Source organism: Pseudomonas sp. NC02, from assembly GCF_002874965.1.
GTDB lineage: Bacteria > Pseudomonadota > Gammaproteobacteria > Pseudomonadales > Pseudomonadaceae > Aquipseudomonas.
Genome location: NZ_CP025624.1, coordinates 6,149,062 through 6,169,871, shown reverse-complemented (window position 1 = coordinate 6,169,871; position 20,810 = coordinate 6,149,062). Strand labels below are relative to the sequence as shown.

General features: G+C 62.5%; 16 protein-coding genes. 8 read left to right on the top strand and 8 right to left on the bottom strand.

The features are described 5' to 3' along the window. Window positions 1–30: 30 nt before the first annotated feature. Window positions 31–792, top strand: coding sequence for a trans-aconitate 2-methyltransferase (gene tam / locus C0058_RS29000; protein ID WP_102370003.1), 762 nt, complete (start codon window positions 31–33; stop codon window positions 790–792). 12 nt (window positions 793–804) lie between these two features. Here tam and C0058_RS28995 read toward each other — a convergent pair whose 3' ends face one another. Next, window positions 805–1,356 carry a cysteine hydrolase family protein gene (locus C0058_RS28995; RefSeq protein WP_102370002.1) on the bottom strand — a complete coding sequence of 184 codons (552 nt, stop codon included), beginning with the start codon at window positions 1,354–1,356 and terminating at the stop codon, window positions 805–807. Window positions 1,357–1,451: 95 nt separating this feature from the next. Here C0058_RS28995 and C0058_RS28990 point away from each other — a divergent pair, with 95 nt between their 5' ends. The 3 genes from C0058_RS28990 (at window position 1,452) to C0058_RS28980 (ending at window position 4,455) form a co-directional block, all read left to right on the top strand. Then, window positions 1,452–2,432: a GlxA family transcriptional regulator gene (locus C0058_RS28990; protein ID WP_102370001.1), complete on the top strand. Its 981-nt coding sequence runs from the start codon at window positions 1,452–1,454 to the stop codon at window positions 2,430–2,432. A 171-nt stretch (window positions 2,433–2,603) separates the two neighbouring features. Further along, the gene (locus tag C0058_RS28985; RefSeq protein WP_102370000.1) at window positions 2,604–3,713 is read left to right on the top strand and encodes a DUF3182 family protein; all 1,110 of its coding nucleotides are present in this window, start codon (window positions 2,604–2,606) and stop codon (window positions 3,711–3,713) included. Further along, window positions 3,703–4,455 (top strand): S9 family peptidase, encoded by a 753-nt coding sequence (locus tag C0058_RS28980; protein WP_003210032.1) that lies wholly within the window; start codon window positions 3,703–3,705, stop codon window positions 4,453–4,455. Before C0058_RS28985 ends, C0058_RS28980 begins: the two co-directional genes overlap by 11 nt. Here C0058_RS28980 and C0058_RS28975 read toward each other — a convergent pair. The 5 genes from C0058_RS28975 to C0058_RS28955 all read right to left on the bottom strand — a co-directional run bounded on the left by C0058_RS28975 (window position 4,442) and on the right by C0058_RS28955 (window position 9,810). Further along, window positions 4,442–5,422, bottom strand: coding sequence for a lysylphosphatidylglycerol synthase domain-containing protein (locus C0058_RS28975; protein ID WP_087692340.1), 981 nt, complete (start codon window positions 5,420–5,422; stop codon window positions 4,442–4,444). The two genes, C0058_RS28980 and C0058_RS28975, sit on opposite strands and share 14 nt — an antisense overlap. Next, window positions 5,400–6,698, bottom strand: a complete 1,299-nt coding sequence (gene clsB / locus C0058_RS28970; protein ID WP_087692341.1) for a cardiolipin synthase ClsB — start codon at window positions 6,696–6,698, stop codon at window positions 5,400–5,402. The genes C0058_RS28975 and clsB overlap by 23 nt, the downstream gene beginning before the upstream one ends. Further along, window positions 6,695–7,471: an endonuclease/exonuclease/phosphatase family protein gene (locus C0058_RS28965; protein ID WP_102369999.1), complete on the bottom strand. Its 777-nt coding sequence runs from the start codon at window positions 7,469–7,471 to the stop codon at window positions 6,695–6,697. Before C0058_RS28965 ends, clsB begins: the two co-directional genes overlap by 4 nt. Further along, on the bottom strand, window positions 7,468–8,394 hold the full coding sequence (locus tag C0058_RS28960) for a DUF72 domain-containing protein (protein WP_102369998.1): 927 nt from the start codon (window positions 8,392–8,394) through the stop codon (window positions 7,468–7,470). The genes C0058_RS28965 and C0058_RS28960 overlap by 4 nt, the downstream gene beginning before the upstream one ends. A 213-nt stretch (window positions 8,395–8,607) precedes the next feature. Then, a complete protein-coding gene (locus C0058_RS28955) occupies window positions 8,608–9,810 on the bottom strand; it encodes an MFS transporter (protein ID WP_102369997.1) in 1,203 nt (400 codons plus the stop codon). Between the two features lie 177 nt (window positions 9,811–9,987). On the opposite strand from C0058_RS28955, the gene C0058_RS28950 reads away from it, so the two are divergent. Then, window positions 9,988–12,102, top strand: coding sequence for a mechanosensitive ion channel family protein (locus tag C0058_RS28950; protein ID WP_102369996.1), 2,115 nt, complete (start codon window positions 9,988–9,990; stop codon window positions 12,100–12,102). Between the two features lie 131 nt (window positions 12,103–12,233). Here C0058_RS28950 and C0058_RS28945 read toward each other — a convergent pair whose 3' ends face one another. Next, window positions 12,234–16,514: a DEAD/DEAH box helicase gene (locus tag C0058_RS28945; RefSeq protein ID WP_102369995.1), complete on the bottom strand. Its 4,281-nt coding sequence runs from the start codon at window positions 16,512–16,514 to the stop codon at window positions 12,234–12,236. Between the two features lie 406 nt (window positions 16,515–16,920). On the opposite strand from C0058_RS28945, the gene C0058_RS28940 reads away from it, so the two are divergent. The 3 genes from C0058_RS28940 (at window position 16,921) to C0058_RS28925 (ending at window position 19,991) form a co-directional block, all read left to right on the top strand. Continuing rightward, entirely contained in the window at window positions 16,921–17,811 is an 891-nt protein-coding gene (locus C0058_RS28940; protein ID WP_008436463.1) for a sugar nucleotide-binding protein, read from the top strand. A gap of 350 nt (window positions 17,812–18,161) precedes the next feature. Beyond that, the gene (locus tag C0058_RS28930; protein WP_087692346.1) at window positions 18,162–19,622 is read left to right on the top strand and encodes an ATPase domain-containing protein; all 1,461 of its coding nucleotides are present in this window, start codon (window positions 18,162–18,164) and stop codon (window positions 19,620–19,622) included. Between the two features lie 6 nt (window positions 19,623–19,628). Continuing rightward, on the top strand, window positions 19,629–19,991 hold the full coding sequence (locus C0058_RS28925; protein WP_102369993.1) for a response regulator: 363 nt from the start codon (window positions 19,629–19,631) through the stop codon (window positions 19,989–19,991). A 99-nt stretch (window positions 19,992–20,090) separates the two neighbouring features. Here C0058_RS28925 and C0058_RS28920 read toward each other — a convergent pair whose 3' ends face one another. Then, entirely contained in the window at window positions 20,091–20,789 is a 699-nt protein-coding gene (locus C0058_RS28920) for an OmpW family protein (RefSeq protein ID WP_102369992.1), read from the bottom strand. Window positions 20,790–20,810: the final 21 nt, after the last annotated feature.

Here is a 20,810-nt window from a genome sequence, read left to right as displayed (position 1 = left end):
CTCACTCCTCACAGAAGAAGGAATGCCGCAATGACCTGGTCAGCCAAGCAATACTCGATGTTCGAACAACAGCGCACTCGTCCCGTCCGGGATCTGGTAGCGGCCATCCCTGAGGGTGATGTGCGCACCGCCGTCGACCTGGGTTGCGGCCCGGGCAATTCGACTGAAGTCCTGGCTGATCGCTTTCCGCAGGCAGTGGTCACCGGCATGGACAGTTCCGATGACATGCTGGTCGACGCCCGCAAGCGCCTGCCCGCGTTGAACTTCGAATTGGCTGATATTGGCGCCTGGAACCCGGCGCAGAAATTCGACGTCATCCTCGCCAATGCGTCGCTGCAATGGCTGCCTGATCACGCCACGCTGTATCCGCATTTAGTCAATCAACTGACCTCCGGCGGCACCCTGGCGGTGCAGACGCCCGACAATCTTGACGAGCCGGCCCACAAGCTGGCGCGGGAAGTCGCGGCGGACGGCCCGTGGGCCGCAAAGATCGGCAGCGTCAAACACAATGAACGCCATACCGCGAGCTACTACTTTGAGTTGCTGAGCCAACACTGTTCCACCGTGGATGTATGGCGCACCACTTACCACCATCCGCTGGCAGGTTCCGCCGCGGTGGTGGAGTGGTTCAAGGGTTCGGCGTTGCGTCCATTCCTGGCGCCCCTGACCGAGTCAGAAAGGAACGCCTTCCTCGACGAGTACCTGGCGCGGATCACCAAGGCTTATCCAGCGCTGGCCGATGGCACTGTGTTGCTGCCGTTTCCGCGCCTGTTCATCATCGCTACCCGGTAAGCGCGGAGAAGGTCAATCGGCGGACAAGAACTGTTCCGCCGATACCACGCTCGCATAAGCAAACCCCAGCGACGACATAAACGCCGCATGCACCTGGGCTGCCGGCACGACGCTGCCATTGAATTCCAGGTCCCGCGTGGCGCAGGCATCGTGGATCACGGTCACGCTGTAGCCCAGGTCCGACGCGGCGCGCACCACGCCGTCGATGCACATATGGCTCATGCTGCCCACCACCACCAGTTCGGTGATGCTGCGTTGTTCCAGCAGGGCCCGCAGGTTGGTTTCGCGGAACGCATTGACGAAATGCTTGAGCACCACCGGCTCGTCGGCCTGGTTCAGCACCTTGGGGTGCAGGTGTGCACCTTCCGAGCCCGGGGTGAAGAAGGGGGCATCGTCGGAGGTGAATTCGTGGCGTACGTGAATCACCGTATCGCCTGCCTGGCGAAATGCCTGTAGCACTTGCTGCGCCTTGTCTGCCGCCGCGTCCACTCCGTCTAGCGGCCACTTGCCCTGGGGGAAGTAGTCGTTCTGGATATCGATTAGGATGAGCGCTTGCTTGGCCATGTTGGTTTCCTTGTGAGGGTTGATGCGTCCAGTATCCTGGCTGGCGTGACGCCTGGGGATTGGCCGCACCGACAATAACAGAGGGAAAACTGACAATGGCGATCGTCGAACTCGGCGTGCTGATCTACAGCGGTGCGCAAATGGCCGCCGTGCATGGCTTGACCGACCTGTTCGCGGTCGCCAACCGGATTGCGACCGAGCATCAGTCCGAGCAACTGCCGTCCCTGCGCATCAGCCATTGGCAGGCTGAAACAGGCGGTGCGCCGGCCCGTGTATTCGATAGCGAGCCCGGTAGCGGGGATAGGTTGACGGCCTTGCTGATTCCACCCTCCATTGCCGGCTTTTCCGAGGGCCAGGCGTCCGCCGAATTGCTGGATTGGCTGCGCCAGCAACATCGCTCCGGGACCATTCTGGGCGGGGTGTGCGTAGGTTCGATCCTGATGGCGGAAAGCGGCCTGTTGGACGGTCGCAGCGCCACCACGCACTGGACGTCGGCGAAAACCTTCGCCGCCCGTTATCCGGCGATTCGCCTGGAAGCCGACAAACCCATCGTCGACGACGGCGACTTGATCACCACCGCCGGCCTCATGGCCTGGTCCGAATTGGGCCTGCGCCAGGTGGACCGTTTGCTCGGCCCGAGCATCGCTGCCAGCACCGCGCGTTTCCTGGTGATCGAACACAGCGACAGCGCCAGTGAATGCGGCAGTAACTTTGCGCCGATCCTTGCCCATGGCGACGCTGCGATTCTCAAGGTGCAACATTGGCTGCAGGCCAGCGGTGCGGTGGATGTTTCGTTGGCTGCCATGGCGCAGGAGGCGGGACTTGAGGAACGCACCTTCCTGCGACGGTTCCGCGCCGCCACCGGTTTGAAACCCACCGAATACTGCCAGCACCTGCGAGTGGGTAAGGCGCGGCAGATGCTGGAGTTCACCAACGGCACCATTGATCACATTGCCTGGACCGTGGGTTACCAGGACCCCGGCGCCTTCCGCGCCACCTTCAAGAAAATCACCGGGCTGGCGCCAAGTGATTACCGCAGCCGTTTCGGCGTGACGCCCACCAAGGCGCAAGCCTGAATCGTGCAGAACGCCGCGACACCTCGAGCACTTCGTGCAGAATAAAACAGGCCAAGTGCTATCGCTTTTCCCGCAACTGATTGATTCCCCGCGCGTTTAAACAAACGCCGCCTTGGCTTGATCCCTGCTACCGTTTCCTTACACACATGGCAGCAGAGCCAAGGGGGACGCATGACCCCGACAAATCGCAAAAAAATCGTGGTGGCGCATTCAATCCGTCCGCAAGCGCCATTGCACGAAGTGGAGACCAACCGCGCCCTGGCCCGTTGGCTGGCGCACGTCCTCGGGCTCAAATATGGCGGCAGCTATAACCCTGAGCTGCACAGTGGGCGCGACCTCTATCTATTGCCCACTCAGACGCTGGTCGGCGCGGCCCAGGCGCGGCAATTCGGCGTCAAAGGCCCTGAGGATTTGTGGGGCGGCTACGTCGATCACGATTTCATCTGCACCAAGGCCATCAGCCACGGTTTGCTGAATAAAAACGCGGTTGCGCCCGAAGGCTGGTCGCCGCTTTTTTCCGAGCGCATCCGCAATGTGGTGCTGGATGGGTTGAGTGTGCACGCCCTGGAAGATGCGCGGCCGGCGGCGACCCATTTGCTGTACACCGGGCCGATCCGTCTCAAGCCTGTGCATGCCTGCGCCGGTCGAGGCCAGGAAGTGATCCGCAGCCTCGACGAGTTCGACGCCATCCTCGCGCGCCCTGATGCGGCGCAATTGTTCAGCGACGGCGTGGTGCTGGAGCAGGACCTGCGCGACGTGGTCACCCACAGTGTCGGCCAGAGCTTTATCGGCGATCACGTCATCAGCTACTGCGGCGATCAATACCTGACCCGGGACGGGCAGGGCGAAGAGGTCTATGGTGGTTCCAACCTGTTGGTGGTCCAGGGCTACTACGAAGACCTGCTCAAGCTCGACCTGCCCGCTGACGTGCGCCTGGCCATCCAGCAAGCGCAGGCCTTCGATAACGCGGCGGATGAGGCCTATCCCGGGTTCTACGCCTCGCGGCGCAATTACGACATCGCCCAGGGCCTGGACAGCGACGGCCAACGCCGCAGCGGCGTGCTGGAGCAGTCCTGGCGCATGGGCGGGGCCAGCAGCGCGGAAGTCGCGGCGCTGCAAAGCTTCGTCAACAATCCCGGGCTGCGGGCGATTTATGTCTCGTCGGTAGAAACCTACGTCGATCAGCCGCTGCCGGCTGACGCGATCGAGGTGTACCGGGGCCCGGCAGAAAACAGCGACTTTCTTCTCAAGTACGTGACGGTCAAATCCTATGACGGCTAGAAGCGAAACCATTGCCATTGATATCGACGACGAACAGATGAGCGGGACCTTCCTCAGTCCCAAATCGAAAGTACCGGGGGTGTTGTTTGTGCACGGCTGGGGCGGGAGCCAGGAGCGTGACCTGGAACGCGCCAAGGGTATCGCCGGGCTCGGTTGTGTATGCCTTACATTCGACCTGCGTGGCCATGCCGGCAACGGCATTCCGTTATCCCGCGTCACCCGCGAAGACAACCTGCGCGACCTGCTCGCGGCCTACGACCGCCTGTTGTCACACCCGGCCATCGACACCTCGGCGGTGGCGGTGGTGGGCACCAGCTACGGCGGTTACCTGGCCGCCATCCTCACTTCGCTGCGCCCCGTGCGCTGGCTGGCTTTGCGGGTGCCGGCGCTGTACCGCGACCAGGAATGGCTCAAGCCCAAGCGCGACCTCGATAAAGCCGACCTGATGGATTATCGCGGCACCTTTGTGCACGCCGAAACCAATCGCGCCCTGCATGCATGCGCGGCGTTTACCGGTGATGTGTTGATCGTGGAGTCGGAGACCGACGACCACGTGCCCCATGCCACCATCATGAGCTACCGCGCCGCCTGCCAGCAGACGCATTCGCTGACTCACCGGATTATCGACGGTGCGGATCATTCCCTGAGTGATCCGGTTTCCCAGCAGGCCTACACCTCGATCCTGGTGGACTGGATTACCGAGATGGTGGTGGGCGAGCGCTTGAGCATCATCCAGTCGTAGGCGTTTTCTTCACGCGCAACGCCTTGGCCTTGGCTTCGACCGCGAGGTACATCACCAGGGCCACCAGCAACGGCAGGATGAAGTAGATTGCGCGGTAGGCGATCAGCCCCGCGAGCAGACTGCCGCGGGACGCTTCGTGCTGCAGCAAGGCAATGAACACTGCCTCCAGCACACCCAGCCCTGCCGGGATATGCGTGACCACCCCGGCAATGCTGCTGATCAGCAACACCCCGAGCACCACGGGGTAATCCAGTTGCTTGGGCAGCAGGGTAAAAATCACCGCTGCCATCAGCGACCAGTTCAGCGCGCCGAGCGCCAACTGCAACACTGCCATGCGCAGCGACGGCAGGCTGATTTCAATCCCGCGTATCGACCATGCGCGCTTTTTCGACAAGCGACAGGCCAGCAGGTAACCCAGGCTCGCCAGTACCAACAGCACGCCGACGCCTTGCAACGCACCGCTGCTGAGCTTCCACCCCGGCGGCAATGTCACCAGCCCGCTGCTGAATACCGCGCCGGCGATCGCCATGTAGCCGAACCAGTTGGTGGCCAGGCTCAAGCCGAGGATCTTCGCGATGTTCCCGTTGCTCACCCCGAGTCGGGAATACAACCGATAGCGCATGGCGATGCCACCTACCCACGCGCTCAGGTTGAGGTTGAACGCATAGCTGATGATGCCCACCGGCAAAATCTGCTTCCAGCCCAACGGCTGGCGGATGTAGGTGCGGCCGATCAGGTCGAAGCACGAATACACCAGGAAACTGCACAGGGTCAGCGCACCCGCGATGAGCAGCGTGCGCAGCTTGAAGTCGCCCAGGGTGTCGAGCACTTCGCTCCAGTCGATACGCCGGGCGAGCAGGGTGAACAACACGATCAGCGCCAGGAAAAACACTACCGTCAGCGGTTTTTTCCAGCGTTTCAAGAAGCCGGGGCGAGCGCTTTCTTCAGCGATGCGAGCTTGGGTCATGATCCGCACGCTCCTCAAGAACGAAGGGTTTCAACCTCGGCTTGTGGGCCGGCAACCAGCCGGTCCACGACGGAAAATGCCGCAGCACATGGAACACCACGAAACCCACGGTCACCCGCCAGAACCAGCCGCGAGGCGCGCGGTTTTCCGGCATGGTCTTGCAGTGGTTCTGGCTCAGATATCCCAGGCGCTCGAACAACTGCTGGTTGAAGCCACGATCACGAACCAGCACATTCGCCTCCAGGTTCAGCGACAGGCTCAGCGGGTCGAGATTGCTCGAACCCACCGTGCTCCACTCTTCATCCACCAGCGCCACCTTGCCGTGCAACGGACGCTGGCAGTACTCGTGGATCACCACGCCTTCCTTGAGCAAATAGTCATAGAGCATGCGTGCCGCCAGCTTGGCCAGCAGCACATCCGGCTGGCCCTGCATGATCAACTGCACGTGCACGCCGCGCCGCGCGGCATTACGAATTTCCCGCAGCAGGCGGTAGCCGGGAAAGAAATAGGCGTTGGCGATCACCACCCGCCGCTCGGCCTTGCGCAGGGCGTGCAGGTAGGCCTCTTCGATATCGGTACGGTGTTGCAGGTTGTCCCGGTAGATCAGCCGAACCAGGCCATCGCCTTCCCCGGCAGCCCATGGCGACGGGCGTTGCTCGCGCCGCCAGCCGCGCCGCTTGCGCACACGCCGGCCACTTTGTGCGAGGGCGAAATGATGCAGGTCGGCGACTGCCGGGCCCTGCACCTGCACGGCATAATCCTGCTTGGCCTCGGGGCCGAAATCCCCCAGGTGATCCGCCGAGAAATTGATCCCGCCGATAAACGCCACACTGGCATCCACCACCACAATCTTGCGGTGCAGGCGGCGAAACCAGTTGGTGCGAAAACCCAATGTCTTGCTCGCCGGGTCGAACATCTGCACGGTCACGCCGGCCTGGCTCAATTCGCTGAGAAACCCCGGTGTCAGCTCACCACAACCAAAGCCATCGAGGCTGGCGACGACCTTGACGCCACGCTGCGCCGCCTCGATCAAAATGCCTTTGAGCTCGTGGCCGACCTTGTCTTCGAAAAGAATAAAGGTCTCCAGCAAGATCTCCCGCTGGGCGTGGCGCATCGCCTCGAACACTTTGGGAAAGTAGGCCTCGCCGTTCTCCAGCAACTCGATCTGGTTACCGCTCTGCCAGCCGTAATCCAGGTCCCGGGCCACGGCATCGTCCGGCGGTTGGTCGGTCGCGATGTGTTCCACCGCGACCTTTTCCAGTGGTGCGCTGTTCATAACTCGATCTCCACCGACAGCGGCGCATGGTCCGACAAGTGTGACCACGGGCGGCTGGTCAGGACTTGGGGCTGATGCACCTTGAGGTTGCGCACATAGATGCGGTCCAGCGGCAGCAGCGGCAGGCGCGCCGGGAAGGTGCGGGCCGGCTTGCCGTGGGTTTCGATAAACACTTCCCGCAGCCCGCAGTGGGCGAGATCGGCGCGCTGGCGCCAGTCATTGAAATCACCGGCGATAATCACCGGCGCGTCGGCGGGAATCTCGGCGACCCGCTGCGCGATCAGGCGCAGTTGCTGCTGGCGATGGACTTCCCGCAGTCCCAGGTGCACGCAGATGGCATGCACGTCCTGCACGTTGCCCGGCAAGCGCAGCACGCAATGCAGCAGCCCGCGGCTTTCGTGGCCGCTCTGGGAGATGTCGAGATTGTCGTAGCGGATGATCTGGAATTTCGACAGCAACGCATTACCGTGGTCGCCATGGGGATACACCGCGTTGCGACCGTAGGCGTATTGCGGCCAGATACTGTCGGCGAGGAACTCGTATTGCGGCATGCTCGGCCAGTTACTGTAGCGCTTGGGGTGGCGTTCATGGGTGCCGTGGATTTCCTGAAGGAACACCACGTCGGCGGCCACACTGCGAATCGCCTCCCGCAACTCGGGCAATATGAAGCGCCGGTTGAGCGCGGTGAAGCCCTTGTGGGTATTGACCGTCAGCACCCTGAAGCGGGTGATGGTTTCGGTGGGCGTGGTTGGCATCAGTTCCGGATGGGTCATGACAGCACCCCCGTGTCCGGCAACTTGCCGGGTTCGGTGGCCAGTGCCCGGTCCAGGCCAAAACGCTGCAGTAATTGGCGCGCATCGAAGGGCGCGCGCACCTTGATGTCGTTATCGAAATAGCAAAACACCTCGCGTTGCTTGCGGGCGCGGGGTTTGTGCTTCGGGTCGATCAACTGTGCATCGGCGGGTTGTTTGCCGTGGCTCCAGCGTTCGATGCGATCGCCCCAGCGCTTGAGCGCTTCGGGCGTATAGCCGCTGGCATACAGCGCTTTGTCCCCATGCAGGCGCAGGTACACAAAGTTGGCCGTGACGTCTTCCAGGTAGGGCCACTTGCCGGCTGTGTCCGCCACCACCAGGGCCACGCCGTGCTTGTCGAGCATCTCGACAAATTCCGGCACGGCGAAACTCTTGTGGCGAATCTCCACCGCATGGCGCAGCGGCTTTTTACCGTGGGCTTGCAGGCTCGCCTTGCCGTTCAGGCGCGGCTCATGCTCGCGGGCGAGGGCGGCGGCCTGCTGGGTAGTAGTGGGTAATTCGGCGAGAAAGGCTTCAAACAACGGCGGGTCGAATTTGAAACTGGGCGGGAACTGCCAGAGGATCGGCCCGAGCTTTTCCTTGAGTTCCAGCACCCCGGAGGCGAAGAAATTCGCCATCGGCTTGTGCACCTCCCGCAACCGCAGGATATGCGTGATATAGCGCGGCGCCTTGACGCTGAACACAAACCCTTCAGGCGTGTCGCCATACCACTCGGCGTAGCGCTTGGGTGTTTGCAGCGCGTAGAACGAGCCGTTGATCTCGATGCTGTTGACCGCCCGTGAGGCAAACTGCAGCTCGCGCTTCTGGGTCAGGCCCTCGGGGTAGAAATCCCCCCGCCAGGGCGTGTAGCGCCAGCCGGAAATGCCGATATGAATCGCGGCCATGATGACTCCCGTGGGTTAACTGTGTGGTGACCTCCGTTTTTGGATGACTGTGAGGATCGGGAGAAAGTTTCGACGGTCCTACAGACGGCACCTCTCAAAATGTGGGAGCGGGCTTGCTCGCGAAAGCGGTGGGTCAGTCGATATCTCTGTTGACTGACACACCGCTTTCGCGAGCAAGCCCGCTCCCACATTGGGTTCTTTATCGCTGCGGGATCAGTGCCCGCCAACCACCCGGGTCGAGCTCTCGGCATACACCGGCCCCAGCCGGTCAAGGCGCCCGCTCCAGGCCGTCAGCGCCAAGGCCACCAACACCACCGAACCGCCAATCCACGCCGTGTGGATCAAGCCCATGTGGGCGACGATCAGGCCGCCGGCCCACGCGCCACCGGCAATCCCCAAGTTGAACGCCGCGATGTTCAGGCCCGAGGCCACGTCCACCGCATTCGGCGTGTGATGTTCCGCCTGGCGCACCACATACACCTGCAAGCCCGGCACGTTGCCGAAAGCGACCGCGCCCCACACCAGCACAGTGGCCAGGGCCAGCCATGGATTACCCGCGGTGAAGGTCAGTACGAACAACACAGCGGCGAGCAGGGCAAAGATGATTTTCAGGGCGCTGATCGGGCCGCGTTTGTCGGCCAGCTTGCCGCCCCAGATATTACCGATGGCCACCGAGATGCCATACACCAGCAACACCAGGCTGACGGTGCCGGCGCTGAAGCCGGAGATGTCCTGAAGGATCGGCGCCAGGTAGGTGAACGCGATGAACGAGCCGCCGTAACCCACCGCCGTCATGGCGTACACCAGCAGCAGCCGTGGTTGTTTTAATACTTGCAGTTGTTGCAACAGTGACGCGGGTTTGCTGTGGGCGATGTTTTTCGGTACGTAGAGCAGGCTGCCGATAAACGCGATCAAGCCCAGGGCCGAGACGGCGAGGAAGGTTTCGCGCCAGCCGAAGTGCTGGCCGATAAACGTCCCCAGTGGCACACCGGTCACCAACGCGACGGTCAGGCCGGTAAACATGATGGCAATCGCGCTGGCGGCTTTTTCCTTCGGCACCAGGCTTGTGGCGATCGTGGAGCCAATCGAGAAGAACACCCCGTGGGCCAGGCCGGTGACGATCCGTGCCAGTACCAGGGACTCATAACTCGGCGCTTGCCAGGCCAGCAGGTTGCCGAGGGTGAACAGCACCATCAGCGACAACAACAGCAGTTTGCGTGGCACTTTGCCGGTGAGGGCGGTGAGTACCGGAGCGCCGATGGCCACGCCCAGGGCGTAGAGGCTGACCAGCAGGCCGGCGGACGGCAAGTCGACACCCAGGTCGGCGCCGATGGTGGGTAACAGGCCAACGATGACGAACTCGGTCGTCCCGATGGCAAAAGCGCTGAGGGTCAGCGCGAGCAAGGCAATGGGCATGGCTGCAACTCCGGTGGGTTTCAATCAGGAGCGCAGTCTCGGGGTTCGGCTTGTGCGGAAAAAGACAGGTATTGGCATTTGATATTTGCCTGGGGCGCACGGATCGAAGTCTACGGGGAACGATCAGGCGTCAAACCCGTCAGTTCCTTACAGACCCTTCTGAAGGAGCCCGGTGTTTTGTTGAATTTAAAGACTGTGCTACTGCTCGGCACGCTGCTGTTCTGCGGCAGCGGCGCGCTGCAAGCGGCCACCGCCCCCGCGGCTCCAGCGCCTGCCGCCCCGGCCCAGCCGGAACTGTTGGTAGAAGGCGGCCTGCTCGGCGCCATCAGCTCCAGCATCGATGATGTGCAGGACAAACTCGACCTCAACCAGAACCTGGTCGACGCCTGGCGGCTGCGGGCCGACCGGGCGGCGGATGAGGTGGACAAGCTGGTCAACCAGCCGTCCGAACGTTCCTCATGGAGCGTGGCCGGGGATTTCCTGTTGTTGTCCGGGGTGTGGATCGGCGCGTTCGCCGCGCTGACCCTGCTGGGGCGCTTTATCGTCAAGCGCCTGAGCCTGCAGCGGCATATCGCACCTCGCCAGCGCCTCCAGGCGTTGCTGGGTTACCTGATTCCCTACACGATACCGGCGCTTATCTGCCTGCCATTGACGCTCTACGTCAGCCACTTCCTGCCCACCTCGGTGGGCCGTGCGCTGGCGCTGTGTTTTGCCTACGCCACCAGCAGCGGCATTTTCTCCACCTCGATCCTGTTGTGCGTGATCGTCATGTTCAACGTCGGCCACAAGCGCCCGGCGGTGCAGATTATTCGGGACTACTGCCCCAAGCCGCTGTTCCTGATCGGCTTCCTTGCCGCCCTCAGCGATGCGCTGACCAGCCCACAGATCGCCCGCCAACTGGGGGGCAATATCACCGCCAGCGTCGCGATCTTCACCGGGCTGTTTGCCTCGGTGATCTTCGGCATGCTGGTGATTCGCCTGCGCCGTCCGGTGGCGCATTTGATCCGCAACCGGCCCCTGGCCCAGCGCTTGAAACACCCGGCGGTGCAGCAATCCCTGCGGGTGTTTTCCGGCTTGTGGTATTGGCCGATTCTATTGATGGTGCTGGTGTCGGCGATCAACCTGATCGGCGCCGGCGACGACAGCCAGAAAGCCCTGCGCTGCGCACTGTTCACCACGATCCTGCTGATCGGCACGGTGTTTCTCAGCACCGTGTTGCAGCACCTGTTCCAGTCCCGCAGCACGGTGGCGGTGCAGCGCAGCAGTGCCTACAAGGAACGTTTCCTCAGCCTGCTGCACGCGCTGTTGCGCATCGTGATGGCCATCGCCTTTATCGAAATCCTCGGGCGTATCTGGGGCGTTTCGCTGTTTGAGTTTGCCCAGCGCAACTCCGTGGGCCGGGCCATCAGTGATTCCCTGAGCAGCATCGGTTTGATCCTGCTGGTGACCTGGCTGTTCTGGGTGGTGCTCGACACGGCGATTCAGGAAGCATTGAAACCCCCGGTCAACAAACGCTCCAGCCGCCAGCCCAGCACGCGGGTGAAAACCATCCTGCCACTGCTGCGCAACGCAGTGAAAATCATCCTGGTGGTGATCTGCGCGATCACCACCATGGCCAACCTGGGGATCAACGTCGCACCGCTGCTGGCGGGTGCAGGGGTGGTGGGCCTGGCCATTGGTTTTGGCTCCCAGCAACTGGTGCAGGATGTAATCACCGGGCTGTTCATCATCATCGAAGACACCCTGTCGATTGGCGATTGGGTGGTGCTCGACTCCGGCCACGCCGGTACCGTCGAGGGGCTGACCATCCGTACCCTGCGCCTGCGGGACGGCAAGGGCTTTGTGCATTCGGTGCCGTTCGGGCAGATCAAGGCCGTCACCAACCAGTCGCGGCAATTCGCCTATGCGTTCTTCTCGGTGCAGTTCACCTACGACACCGATGTCGACAAGGCCGTGGAACTGATTCGCGAGGCGGGGCAGTCGATCCGCGACGACGTGTTCCTCAAGTACAACCTGCAAGGGCCGCTGGAGGTATTTGGCGTCGACAAGATGGACCTCAACGGCGTGGTGCTGACGGCGCAGTTCCGCACGGTGTCGGGCGGGCAATATGCGGTGAGCCGCGCGTTTAACCAGCGCTTGAAAAAGCTTGTGGATAACTGTGCCTTTGTTCACTTCGCGCAAACTTATCCACAGCAGGTGATGCTGCCGCAGCGGGTCGGGCAGCAGGTGGATGAGCCGGAGGAAGAAGTGCCTTCGTCGGTGGTGCTCACTGAGCAGCCAAGAACCCAATAGTTTTGTGTTGAGGCCGCCGGCCTCTTCGCGAGCAAGCCCGCTCCCACATTCGATACGGTTCCACCCTTGGAATGCGGTCAAATGTGGGAGCGGGCTTGCTCGCGAAGGCGTCATTACGGGCGCTGCACAAGTCAGTGTCTGATCAGTTTTTCCCGCACCAGCCCGGCCTCCTGCTGATCCAACTCCAGCAACACCTGCTGCTTGCCGGCAATCTCCACCGCCGCCGGCAAACCATCCCGGTACACCAGCCGATTACCGCTCAACGCCGGCACCTTGCTACCCGGCAGCAGCGTACCGACCAGGTTCAGCGGATCCGCCCCACACACGGCAATCAAGCTTCCATCGTGAGGCCGCCGCCGAACTTCCCGCAGCAGCGGAATCGCTTCCGGCAACGCAAACTGTTCCCCCGCCAAACCACTCACAAACCGCCCGCCACGAATCTCGCCCCGGGCCTCCAGCCGGTGGAACGTACGCAGCAATTCGCGCCAACTGGGCAGCCAGTCCGCCTCGCGCTCCAGCAGGCGCCAGAACACCACCCCGTAGCGGCGCAGCAAGGTCATCGCCACATGCTCCAGCGTCTCGGCCGAGTGAGCCCCCGGACGTGTGCCGTCTGCCACCGGCGCCCGCCGTACCAGGGCCCAACGCCCGGCATCGTCCATCCCGCCGACAAACGCGCCACGCCCGCGCCGACTGCTGCGGGCCTGGCGTTTGCTCGCCGGCGTGGTCAGGGCGCGCAGGCCGGCAAAACTGTCGGCGTTAGCCAGCCCCGCGCCCACCAGTTCCTGCAACGCGGTTTCCAGTTCGCTGCGCAGCAGATGGGCTTCGTGGATCAATTCATCGAAAAACAGCGCGCCGTTTTCCCGCAGCGCCTGATGGACTTTCTGTGCCTTGGGCGACAGATCGGTGCTGTCCGGCGCTTCGGTCAGTCCACTCCATAATGGCACCTGGCTGCGGGGCAACAGCACCACTGGCGTGCTGCGCAGGGCCATCGCGCCGGCCTTGTTGCTCAGGCGCGTCCAGACCACTTTGCCGCTGCGGCACAAATCGTCCAGCCAGTGGGGCGCGTAATCCTTGATTCGTGCGCTGAGCAAATCGCTGTCCCAGGCCGAAGTGGCTGCGGCGTACCCTTCCAACTGCGCGACGATCTGCGGCAACACGGCGCTGCCCTGGCCGCGGGTACCGTTCGACAGGTGCTGCCAGTCGAACAGAAAACGCATGAAATCCTGCAACGCCACCGGCTCGATTTCCCGGCGCAGGCGCTTGACCGTGTAGCGGTGAATGCGCGCCAGCAGGTGGCGTTCGCACCATTGTTCGGCGCTGGCGCCGGGGCTGAAACGGCCGCGCAGCACGTAGCCTTCGCTCTCCAGCCGCGCGAGTGCCTGTGATACGTCGGCCACCGGCAAGGCCAGGGGCGCGGCGATCTCGATCAGCGTCAATGGGCCGAAGCCGCTCAGGCGCGCCCGCAGCACTTCCACCAAGGCTTCATCGAAGGTCCAGGGCTCATCGAAACCGGGCAACAGCGGCAGGTCATTCGGGTAGATCGCCGTCAAACAGCTCAAGCGCTCCAGAGCGACCCAAACGGCCTGGCCGGTACCGATCTGCAATCGGCTGGCGCGCCCACCGTCGGCCAGGGCTTGCAGCCATTCGGCCCACTGCGCCGTGACCTCGGATTCGGCAATGCACGCCAAACTCATCAGCGCTTCATGCATCTCGTCCAGGCCATTGGGCGCCGGCCAGGCTTCCTCGCACACACCGGCAATCGCTTCGGCATCCAGCGCACCAAGGTCATCGGTGCTTTGCGGGTCGCTCCAGCGCCGGTTGAGCACGGCCTGGGTGCGGCGCTCCTCCAGCGGAGCGTCGTCGAGAAAGGTGTAGGGGCGGGCGCTGAGAATCTCTGCTGCCAGTGGCGACGGCGCCGGCAGATCACGGCTGACCAGGCGGATTTCGCCGCGCTCCATGCGCCGCAACAGGGCCAGCCAGCCTTCGCTGTCCATGGCTTCGTGCAGGCAGTCGTCGAGGGTTTGCTCCACCAGCGGATGCTCGGGCACTTCGCGCTCGCCGGCGAGGTTTTCCAGGCAGGCGATCTGGTCGGGGAACACACTGGCGATCAGGTCTTCACTCTTCATGCGCTGGATCTGCGGCGCCACCTTGCGCCCACCGGTGTAGCGCGGCAACGCCAGGGCCACCCCGGCATTCCAGCGCCAGCGCACGCCGAACAGCGGTGCATCCAGTACCGCCTGGATCAGGATGTGCTCGGCCGTGTTGCTGTTCAGGTAGCGCCACACCTCATCCAGCTCAAAGCTGTGACTGGTGGACAGCGACAACACGATCGCATCCTCGCTGGCGGCGGCTTGCAGTTCGAAGTTGAAGGTGCGGCAAAACCGCTTGCGCAGCGCCAGGCCCCAGGCGCGGTTGATGCGACTGCCGAACGGCGTGTGGATGATCAATTGGGTGCCGCCGGACTCGTCGAAAAACCGTTCCATGATCAACGTGTCCTGGGACGGCAGCGCGCTCAGCGCCAGCCGCGCCCGCGCCAGGTAATCCAGCAGTTGTTCGGCGCTGGCCAGGTTCAGGCCGAGGGTGCCGGTGAGCCAATCGAGCGCCGGTTGCAGGTTACCCGGCGTGGCGCCCAGCAGCGCGTCCAGTTGCCCCTGAAAACGCGCCACGGCAAACGACAACTCCGCGCTGCGCCCCGGTGCTTCGCCGAGCCAGAACGGAATGGTCGGCGGCTGGCCGTGGGCATCCTCGACCCGCACCTTGCCGGGCTCCACTCGCAGGATGCGGTAGGAGGTGTTGCCCAGCTGGAAGATATCCCCGGCGATGCTTTCCACCGCGAAGTCTTCGTTGACGCTGCCGATGTTCAGGCTTTGCGGCTCAAGCAGCACGCTGTAGTCGGCGTTGTCGGGGATGGTACCGCCGCTGGTCACGGCGGTGAGCTTGGCGCCCCGCCGGCCACGCAGGGTGCGGGTGATGGCGTCGCGGTGCAGGTAGGCGCTGCGCAGACCCTGGCGCCCGTTGTAGCCTTCGGCGAGCATTTGCAGTAGTGCCTGATAGTGACGCTCATCCAGCTCGGCGTAGGGCGAGGCGCGGCGGATCAGCGTGAGCAGGGCCTGTTCCTGCCATTCCTGGCAGCTGACTTCGGCGATGATCTGCTGGGCCAGCACATCCAGCGGCGCAACCGGAATCAGCAAGGTGTCCAGCTCGCCCCGGCGCACGCAGTCGAGGAGGGCGGCGCATTCGATCAGGTCGTCACGGGTGGTGGCGAACAACCGGCCCTTGGGCGTGCCGCCGACCTGATGCCCGGAGCGTCCGACCCGTTGCAGAAAACCGTTGATCGAGCCGGGCGAGCCGATCTGGCACACCAGGTCGACATCGCCGATATCAATCCCCAGTTCCAGCGACGCAGTGGCGATCAACACCTGCAGCTCACCGGCCTTGAGCCGTTGTTCGGCGTCCAGGCGCATTTCCTTCGCGAGGCTGCCGTGGTGGGCGGCGACGGCGGTTTTGCCCAGGCGCTCGCTCAAGTGCCGGGCCAGGCGTTCGGCCAGGCGCCGGGTGTTGACGAAAATCAGCGTGGTGCGGTGTTGCCTGGCCAGTTCGGCGAGGCGGTCGTAGACCAGCTCCCACACGTCGTTGGCCATGACGGCCGACAGCGGCACCGGCGGCACTTCGATATCCAGGTCCCGTGGGCGTGCGTGGCCGATATCGACGATCTCGCAAGGCCGGCCGGTGCCCACCAGAAAGCGCGACACCGCCTCGATGGGCTTTTGCGTGGCCGACAGGCCGATGCGGGTCAGCGGTTCGCTGCACAAACCCTGCAGGCGCTCCAGTGTCAGGGCCATGTGGCTGCCGCGCTTGCTGGCGGCGATGGCGTGGATCTCATCGACGATCACCGTGCGGGTGCTGGCAAGCATCTGCCGGCCGGAATCCGAGCCGAGCAGCACGTAGAGCGATTCCGGGGTGGTGACCAGGATGTGCGGCGGGTGCTTGCGCATCAGGGCGCGGTCTTTCTGCGGGGTGTCGCCGGTACGCACGGCGGTGCGGATCGCCAGCGGTGGCAGGTCGAGGCGCTGCAAGTGCTCGGTGATGCCGGCCAGCGGGGTTTGCAGGTTGATCTGGATGTCGTTGGAAAGAGCCTTCAGGGGCGAGACGTAGACCACCAGCGTTTGGTCTGGCAGTTGGCCGCCATTGGCTAGGCCTTGGTGCACGAGATCGTCCAGCACCGCGAGAAAGGCAGTCAGGGTCTTGCCGGAGCCGGTGGGTGCGGCGATCAGTGTGGAACGGCGCTGGCGGATCAGCGGCCACGCCTGGGCCTGGGCGGCGGTCACCGACGGGAACGTGCTGCGGAACCAGGTGCTGACGGCGGGGTGGAAACCGTTCAAGACCGTGTCCGTTGATTCAGGAAGGTTCATCCCCAATTTATGCGGCCGGCCCTGGCAACTTGCAACCCCGGGATGCATTCCCTGTGGTGAGGGATCTTGCTGCGGTAAGGGAGCTTGTTGTGGCGAGGGAGCTTGCAGTGGCGAGGGAGCTTGCTCCCGCTGGGCTGCGTAGCGGCCCCAAAAAAGCGGGAGCGCTGCGCACTCCAGCGGGAGCAAGCTCCCTCGCCACAGCAAGCTCCCTAGCCACTGCATGCTCCCTGGCCATAAAAAGGCTCTCTCTACCTAAACCCCCCGGCCGCAATCGGCGGCGCACTTTATAAGTGACGGTTGCGCTACAAACCCGCAAAATGCAACGATTCTGGCAAATGCCAACGGCATGGCTCACAAGCCTGTCGATAATAACCATCGTTCCAAACAGACCGGGCCTGCTCAATCTATGCGAATGCGCCTTATGTTACTGGGCGGCGGGAATGCCCTCGGGCAGGCGCTGATTCGCCTCGGTGCGGAGGAAGACATCGGTTTCCTCGCCCCGCGCCCGCCCCAAGACGGCTGGGATGCCGCGAGCCTCACGCAACTGCTCGACGACACCCGTCCCGATGCCTTGATCAATCTCGCCTATTACTTCGACTGGTTTCAGGCGGAGACGGTCAGCGAGACACGCCTGGCCGCCCAGGAATATGCGATCGAGCGCCTGGCTGAACTGTGCCAGCACCACAGCATCACCCTGCTGCAACCGTCCAGCTACCGGGTGTTCGACGGCTCCCGCGCCACCGCCTACAGCGAAAAAGACGAACCCGTGCCCTTGGGCCTGCGAGGCCAGGCGTTGTGGCGCATCGAGCAGAGCGTACGCGCCACCTGCCCGCAGCACGTGCTGTTGCGTTTCGGCTGGCTGCTGGATGACAGCGTCGACGGCACCCTCGGGCGCTTCCTGGCCCGTGCCGAAAAACCTGACGAACTGCTGATGGCCGACGACCGCCGGGGCAACCCGACGCCGGTGGACGATGCCGCGCGGGTGATCATTTCGGTGCTTAAGCAACTGGATTGCGCCGCGCCGTTGTGGGGCACTTATCACTATGCCGGCCACGAAGCGACTACCCCGCTGGCGCTGGGGCAGGCGATCCTGACCGAAGCGCGCAACTTCCACCCGCTGGCCGTGGAAGCGCCGACCGCCCAGGCCCACGCCGCCCGTCCGGATGCAGCCGACGAGCCGCAACACGCGGTGCTGGCCTGCAAGAAAATCCTCCACACCTTCGGCATCAAGCCACGGGCATGGCGGGCCGGGCTGCCGGCGTTGCTCGACCGGTTCTATCGACACGGTCAAACATAAAAAAGGCGCCTGAAACAGGCGCCTTTTTTGTGGCAGTGCACGGACGATTACACGTGATAGGTGTTGGCCAGCCGGATGCGCAGCGGCCTGCGAAAAATTTGAAACCTTTGGTGCGGGCGGTCATCTGTGTTGAGTCGATGGACCTTATCCCGGCGTTCAATGGTTATCCCCTTATGAACGGAAGTTACATTGCCGTCTCTATCACAGACAATGGCCAGGGAACTGGGTTGGGACTCAGCCAGGTATATGGCCCGCGCTTGAACGACTGAGTGGATAGCCCGTTTGAACAAATGGAGTTAGCATCGTAAACCTTCGGCTCAAGAGCCTGTTGTTCACATCAGGGTTGCATTGTGGAAAAGCTAAATCGCCTTCAAAGCGGAATAGAAGGGCTGGATGCTCTGCTCAAGGGTGGGCTAGTCGCAGGTGCCTCCTACATCATCCAGGGGCGCCCGGGATCCGGTAAAACGATCCTCGCCAATCAGCTGGGGTTTAACCATGCGCGCAATGGGGGCCGTGTACTGGTTGCCACGTTGCTGGCCGAATCCCACGACCGTTTATTTCAGTTCCTCTCGACCCTGAACTTCTTTGATGCTTCCCGGGTGGGAGCCGAGATTCAGTTCGTCAGTGCGTTTGACACCCTTGAGAACGAAGGTCTCGATGAAGTGGTCAAGCTGCTTCGGCGTGAGATCAGTCGTCAGAAGGCCACCGTGTTAGTGGTCGACGGCTTGCTCAATGCACGCTCCAAGGCTGACTCGCCCATCGACACCAAAAAATTCATTTCCGAGCTGCAAGGGCACGCCGCGTTCGCCGGTTGTACGGTGCTGTTTCTCACCAGTTCCCGGTTGGACGACGGCAGTCCCGAGCACACCATGGTTGATGGTGTGATCGAGATGGGTGAAGAGCTTCACGGCAGCCGTTCGGTGCGCCGTATTCACCTGCGCAAAACTCGAGGCAGTGGTGCACTGACCGGACTGCACGAGTGTGAAATTACCGACGATGGCCTGGTGGTTTATCCGCGTCTGGAAAGCCTCTACAGCCATCCGTCTTTACCTGACAGTGCCGATCTGACGCGTATCACCAGCGGCATCGGTTCGCTGGACGCCATCATCGGCGGTGGCCTGCACAGCTCTTCCGTTACCCTCGTCATGGGGCCTTCCGGCGTCGGGAAGACCACGCTGGGGCTCAGGTTTCTCGCAGAGTCGACAGTGGACGCGCCGGGCCTGCATTTCGGTTTTTATGAAAGCCCGCAGCGGTTACGTCTCAAAGGCCAATCGCTGGGGATTGATATCAAGGGTATGGAAGAAAGTGGTGCGCTGAGTATTGCCTGGCAACCCACCACAGAAGGCCTGATCGACGGTCTCGGCGCACGGCTGCTGAAAATGGTTGAGGAAAAGGGCATCAAGCGCCTGTTCATCGACAGCTTGAGCGGCATGACCCGGGTGTCGACAAACCCGGCTCGTATCACTGATTTCTACAGCGCCTTGATGAGCGAGCTTCGTGCCCGTGGCGTAACGGTGTTTGCCTCATGGGAGATGCGTGACGTTTTTGGTTCGGAGGTCAGCTCTCCAACCCCGGACCTCTCCAGTATTGTCGATAACCTGATGCTGATGCGTTTCTTCGAGATTCAATCTGAACTAAGAAGAATGCTTTCGATTCTTAAGGTACGAGACAGCTTCTACGATCCTTCGCTTCTTGAAGTGGTAATCCATGAAAACGGCGTTGACCTGAAGAAGGCATCAAGAAATGCGTTGGCGGTCCCTAATGATTCTTCGCTGCCGGGCTCAACGTCCAAAGTCTCTGATTCGGGTTGAACTGACATGACCACCATCCTGGTCGTCGACGACGAGTATTTGATCGCTGACATTCTCGGCTATGCGCTGGAGGATGAGGGGTACATGGTCGTAAAAGCGAGCAATGGCCAGAAAGCACTCGAGGTCCTGGAGCGCGAGCGGCCAGCGTTGATCATCACCGACTTCATGATGCCGGTCATGGATGGCCAGGAGTTTGCCGAAGCTGTCCGCGCGCTACCGGCAGTCAATCACTTGCCCATCATCCTGATCAGCGGAGCCCAGGCCCATATTGGTATGGAGCGGTCGGACTTGTTCAATGCAGTGTTGAATAAGCCGTTCAACATTGACGTGGTCATTGCTGAAGTTCGCCAGCTCCTGGCTGAAGCCTGACTCGCAGCACACGGGCGTGTGCCTGGCTTCTGATTGGCGCTTGCCTCCAGGGGAAGCCTCACAAAAAAGGCCCTGTACAACAGGGCCTTTGGGTAGAACCTAGAACTTGTAGCCAATACCGACCATGTACACCATCGGATCAACATCCACATTAACCTTGGCCCGGGTGCCCTGGCCCAGGGCGTTGTTGTCCACGGTGGCCTTGGTGCTGATGTCGATGTAGCGCGCCTGGGCGTTGATCATCCACTTGTCGTTGATCATGTAGTCCGCACCGATCTGCGCGGCCCAACCCCAGGAGTTTTCCGCCTTGAAGTTGCTGAAGCCGGCCTGCTCGGCGCGGCTGCCGACGTGCTCGTCGTAGATCCAGGTGTAGTTGATACCGGCGCCGATGTACGGTTGGAATACCGACTTGCTGTCCAGCGGGTAGTACACGACGCTCAGGGTCGGTGGCAGGTGCTTCAGCGTACCGAGCTTGCCGTTGGCAGCGCCCAGGGCGGTGTTCTTGATCTTCACATCGTGCTCGAACGGTGTGGCCGCCAGCAATTCGATACCCCAGTGGCTGGTGAACATGTAGGCGAAGTTCAAGCCCAGCTGGGTGTCGCTGCTCATGGTCGCCTTGCCGCCCAGGTTGGTCCCGGCCAGCGGGCCCTGGTCAACCTTGACACTGCTGCTGTCCGCTTTCGGGTTGACGGTGATGGCACCGGCGCGAATCAGGATGTCACCCGCTTCGTGAGCGTGGGCAACAGGGGCGACGAGGGCGAGCGCGACAAGCGACGCGCCGAGCAGGGACTTGTTCATGGGAGCTCCAAAGGACGTTAT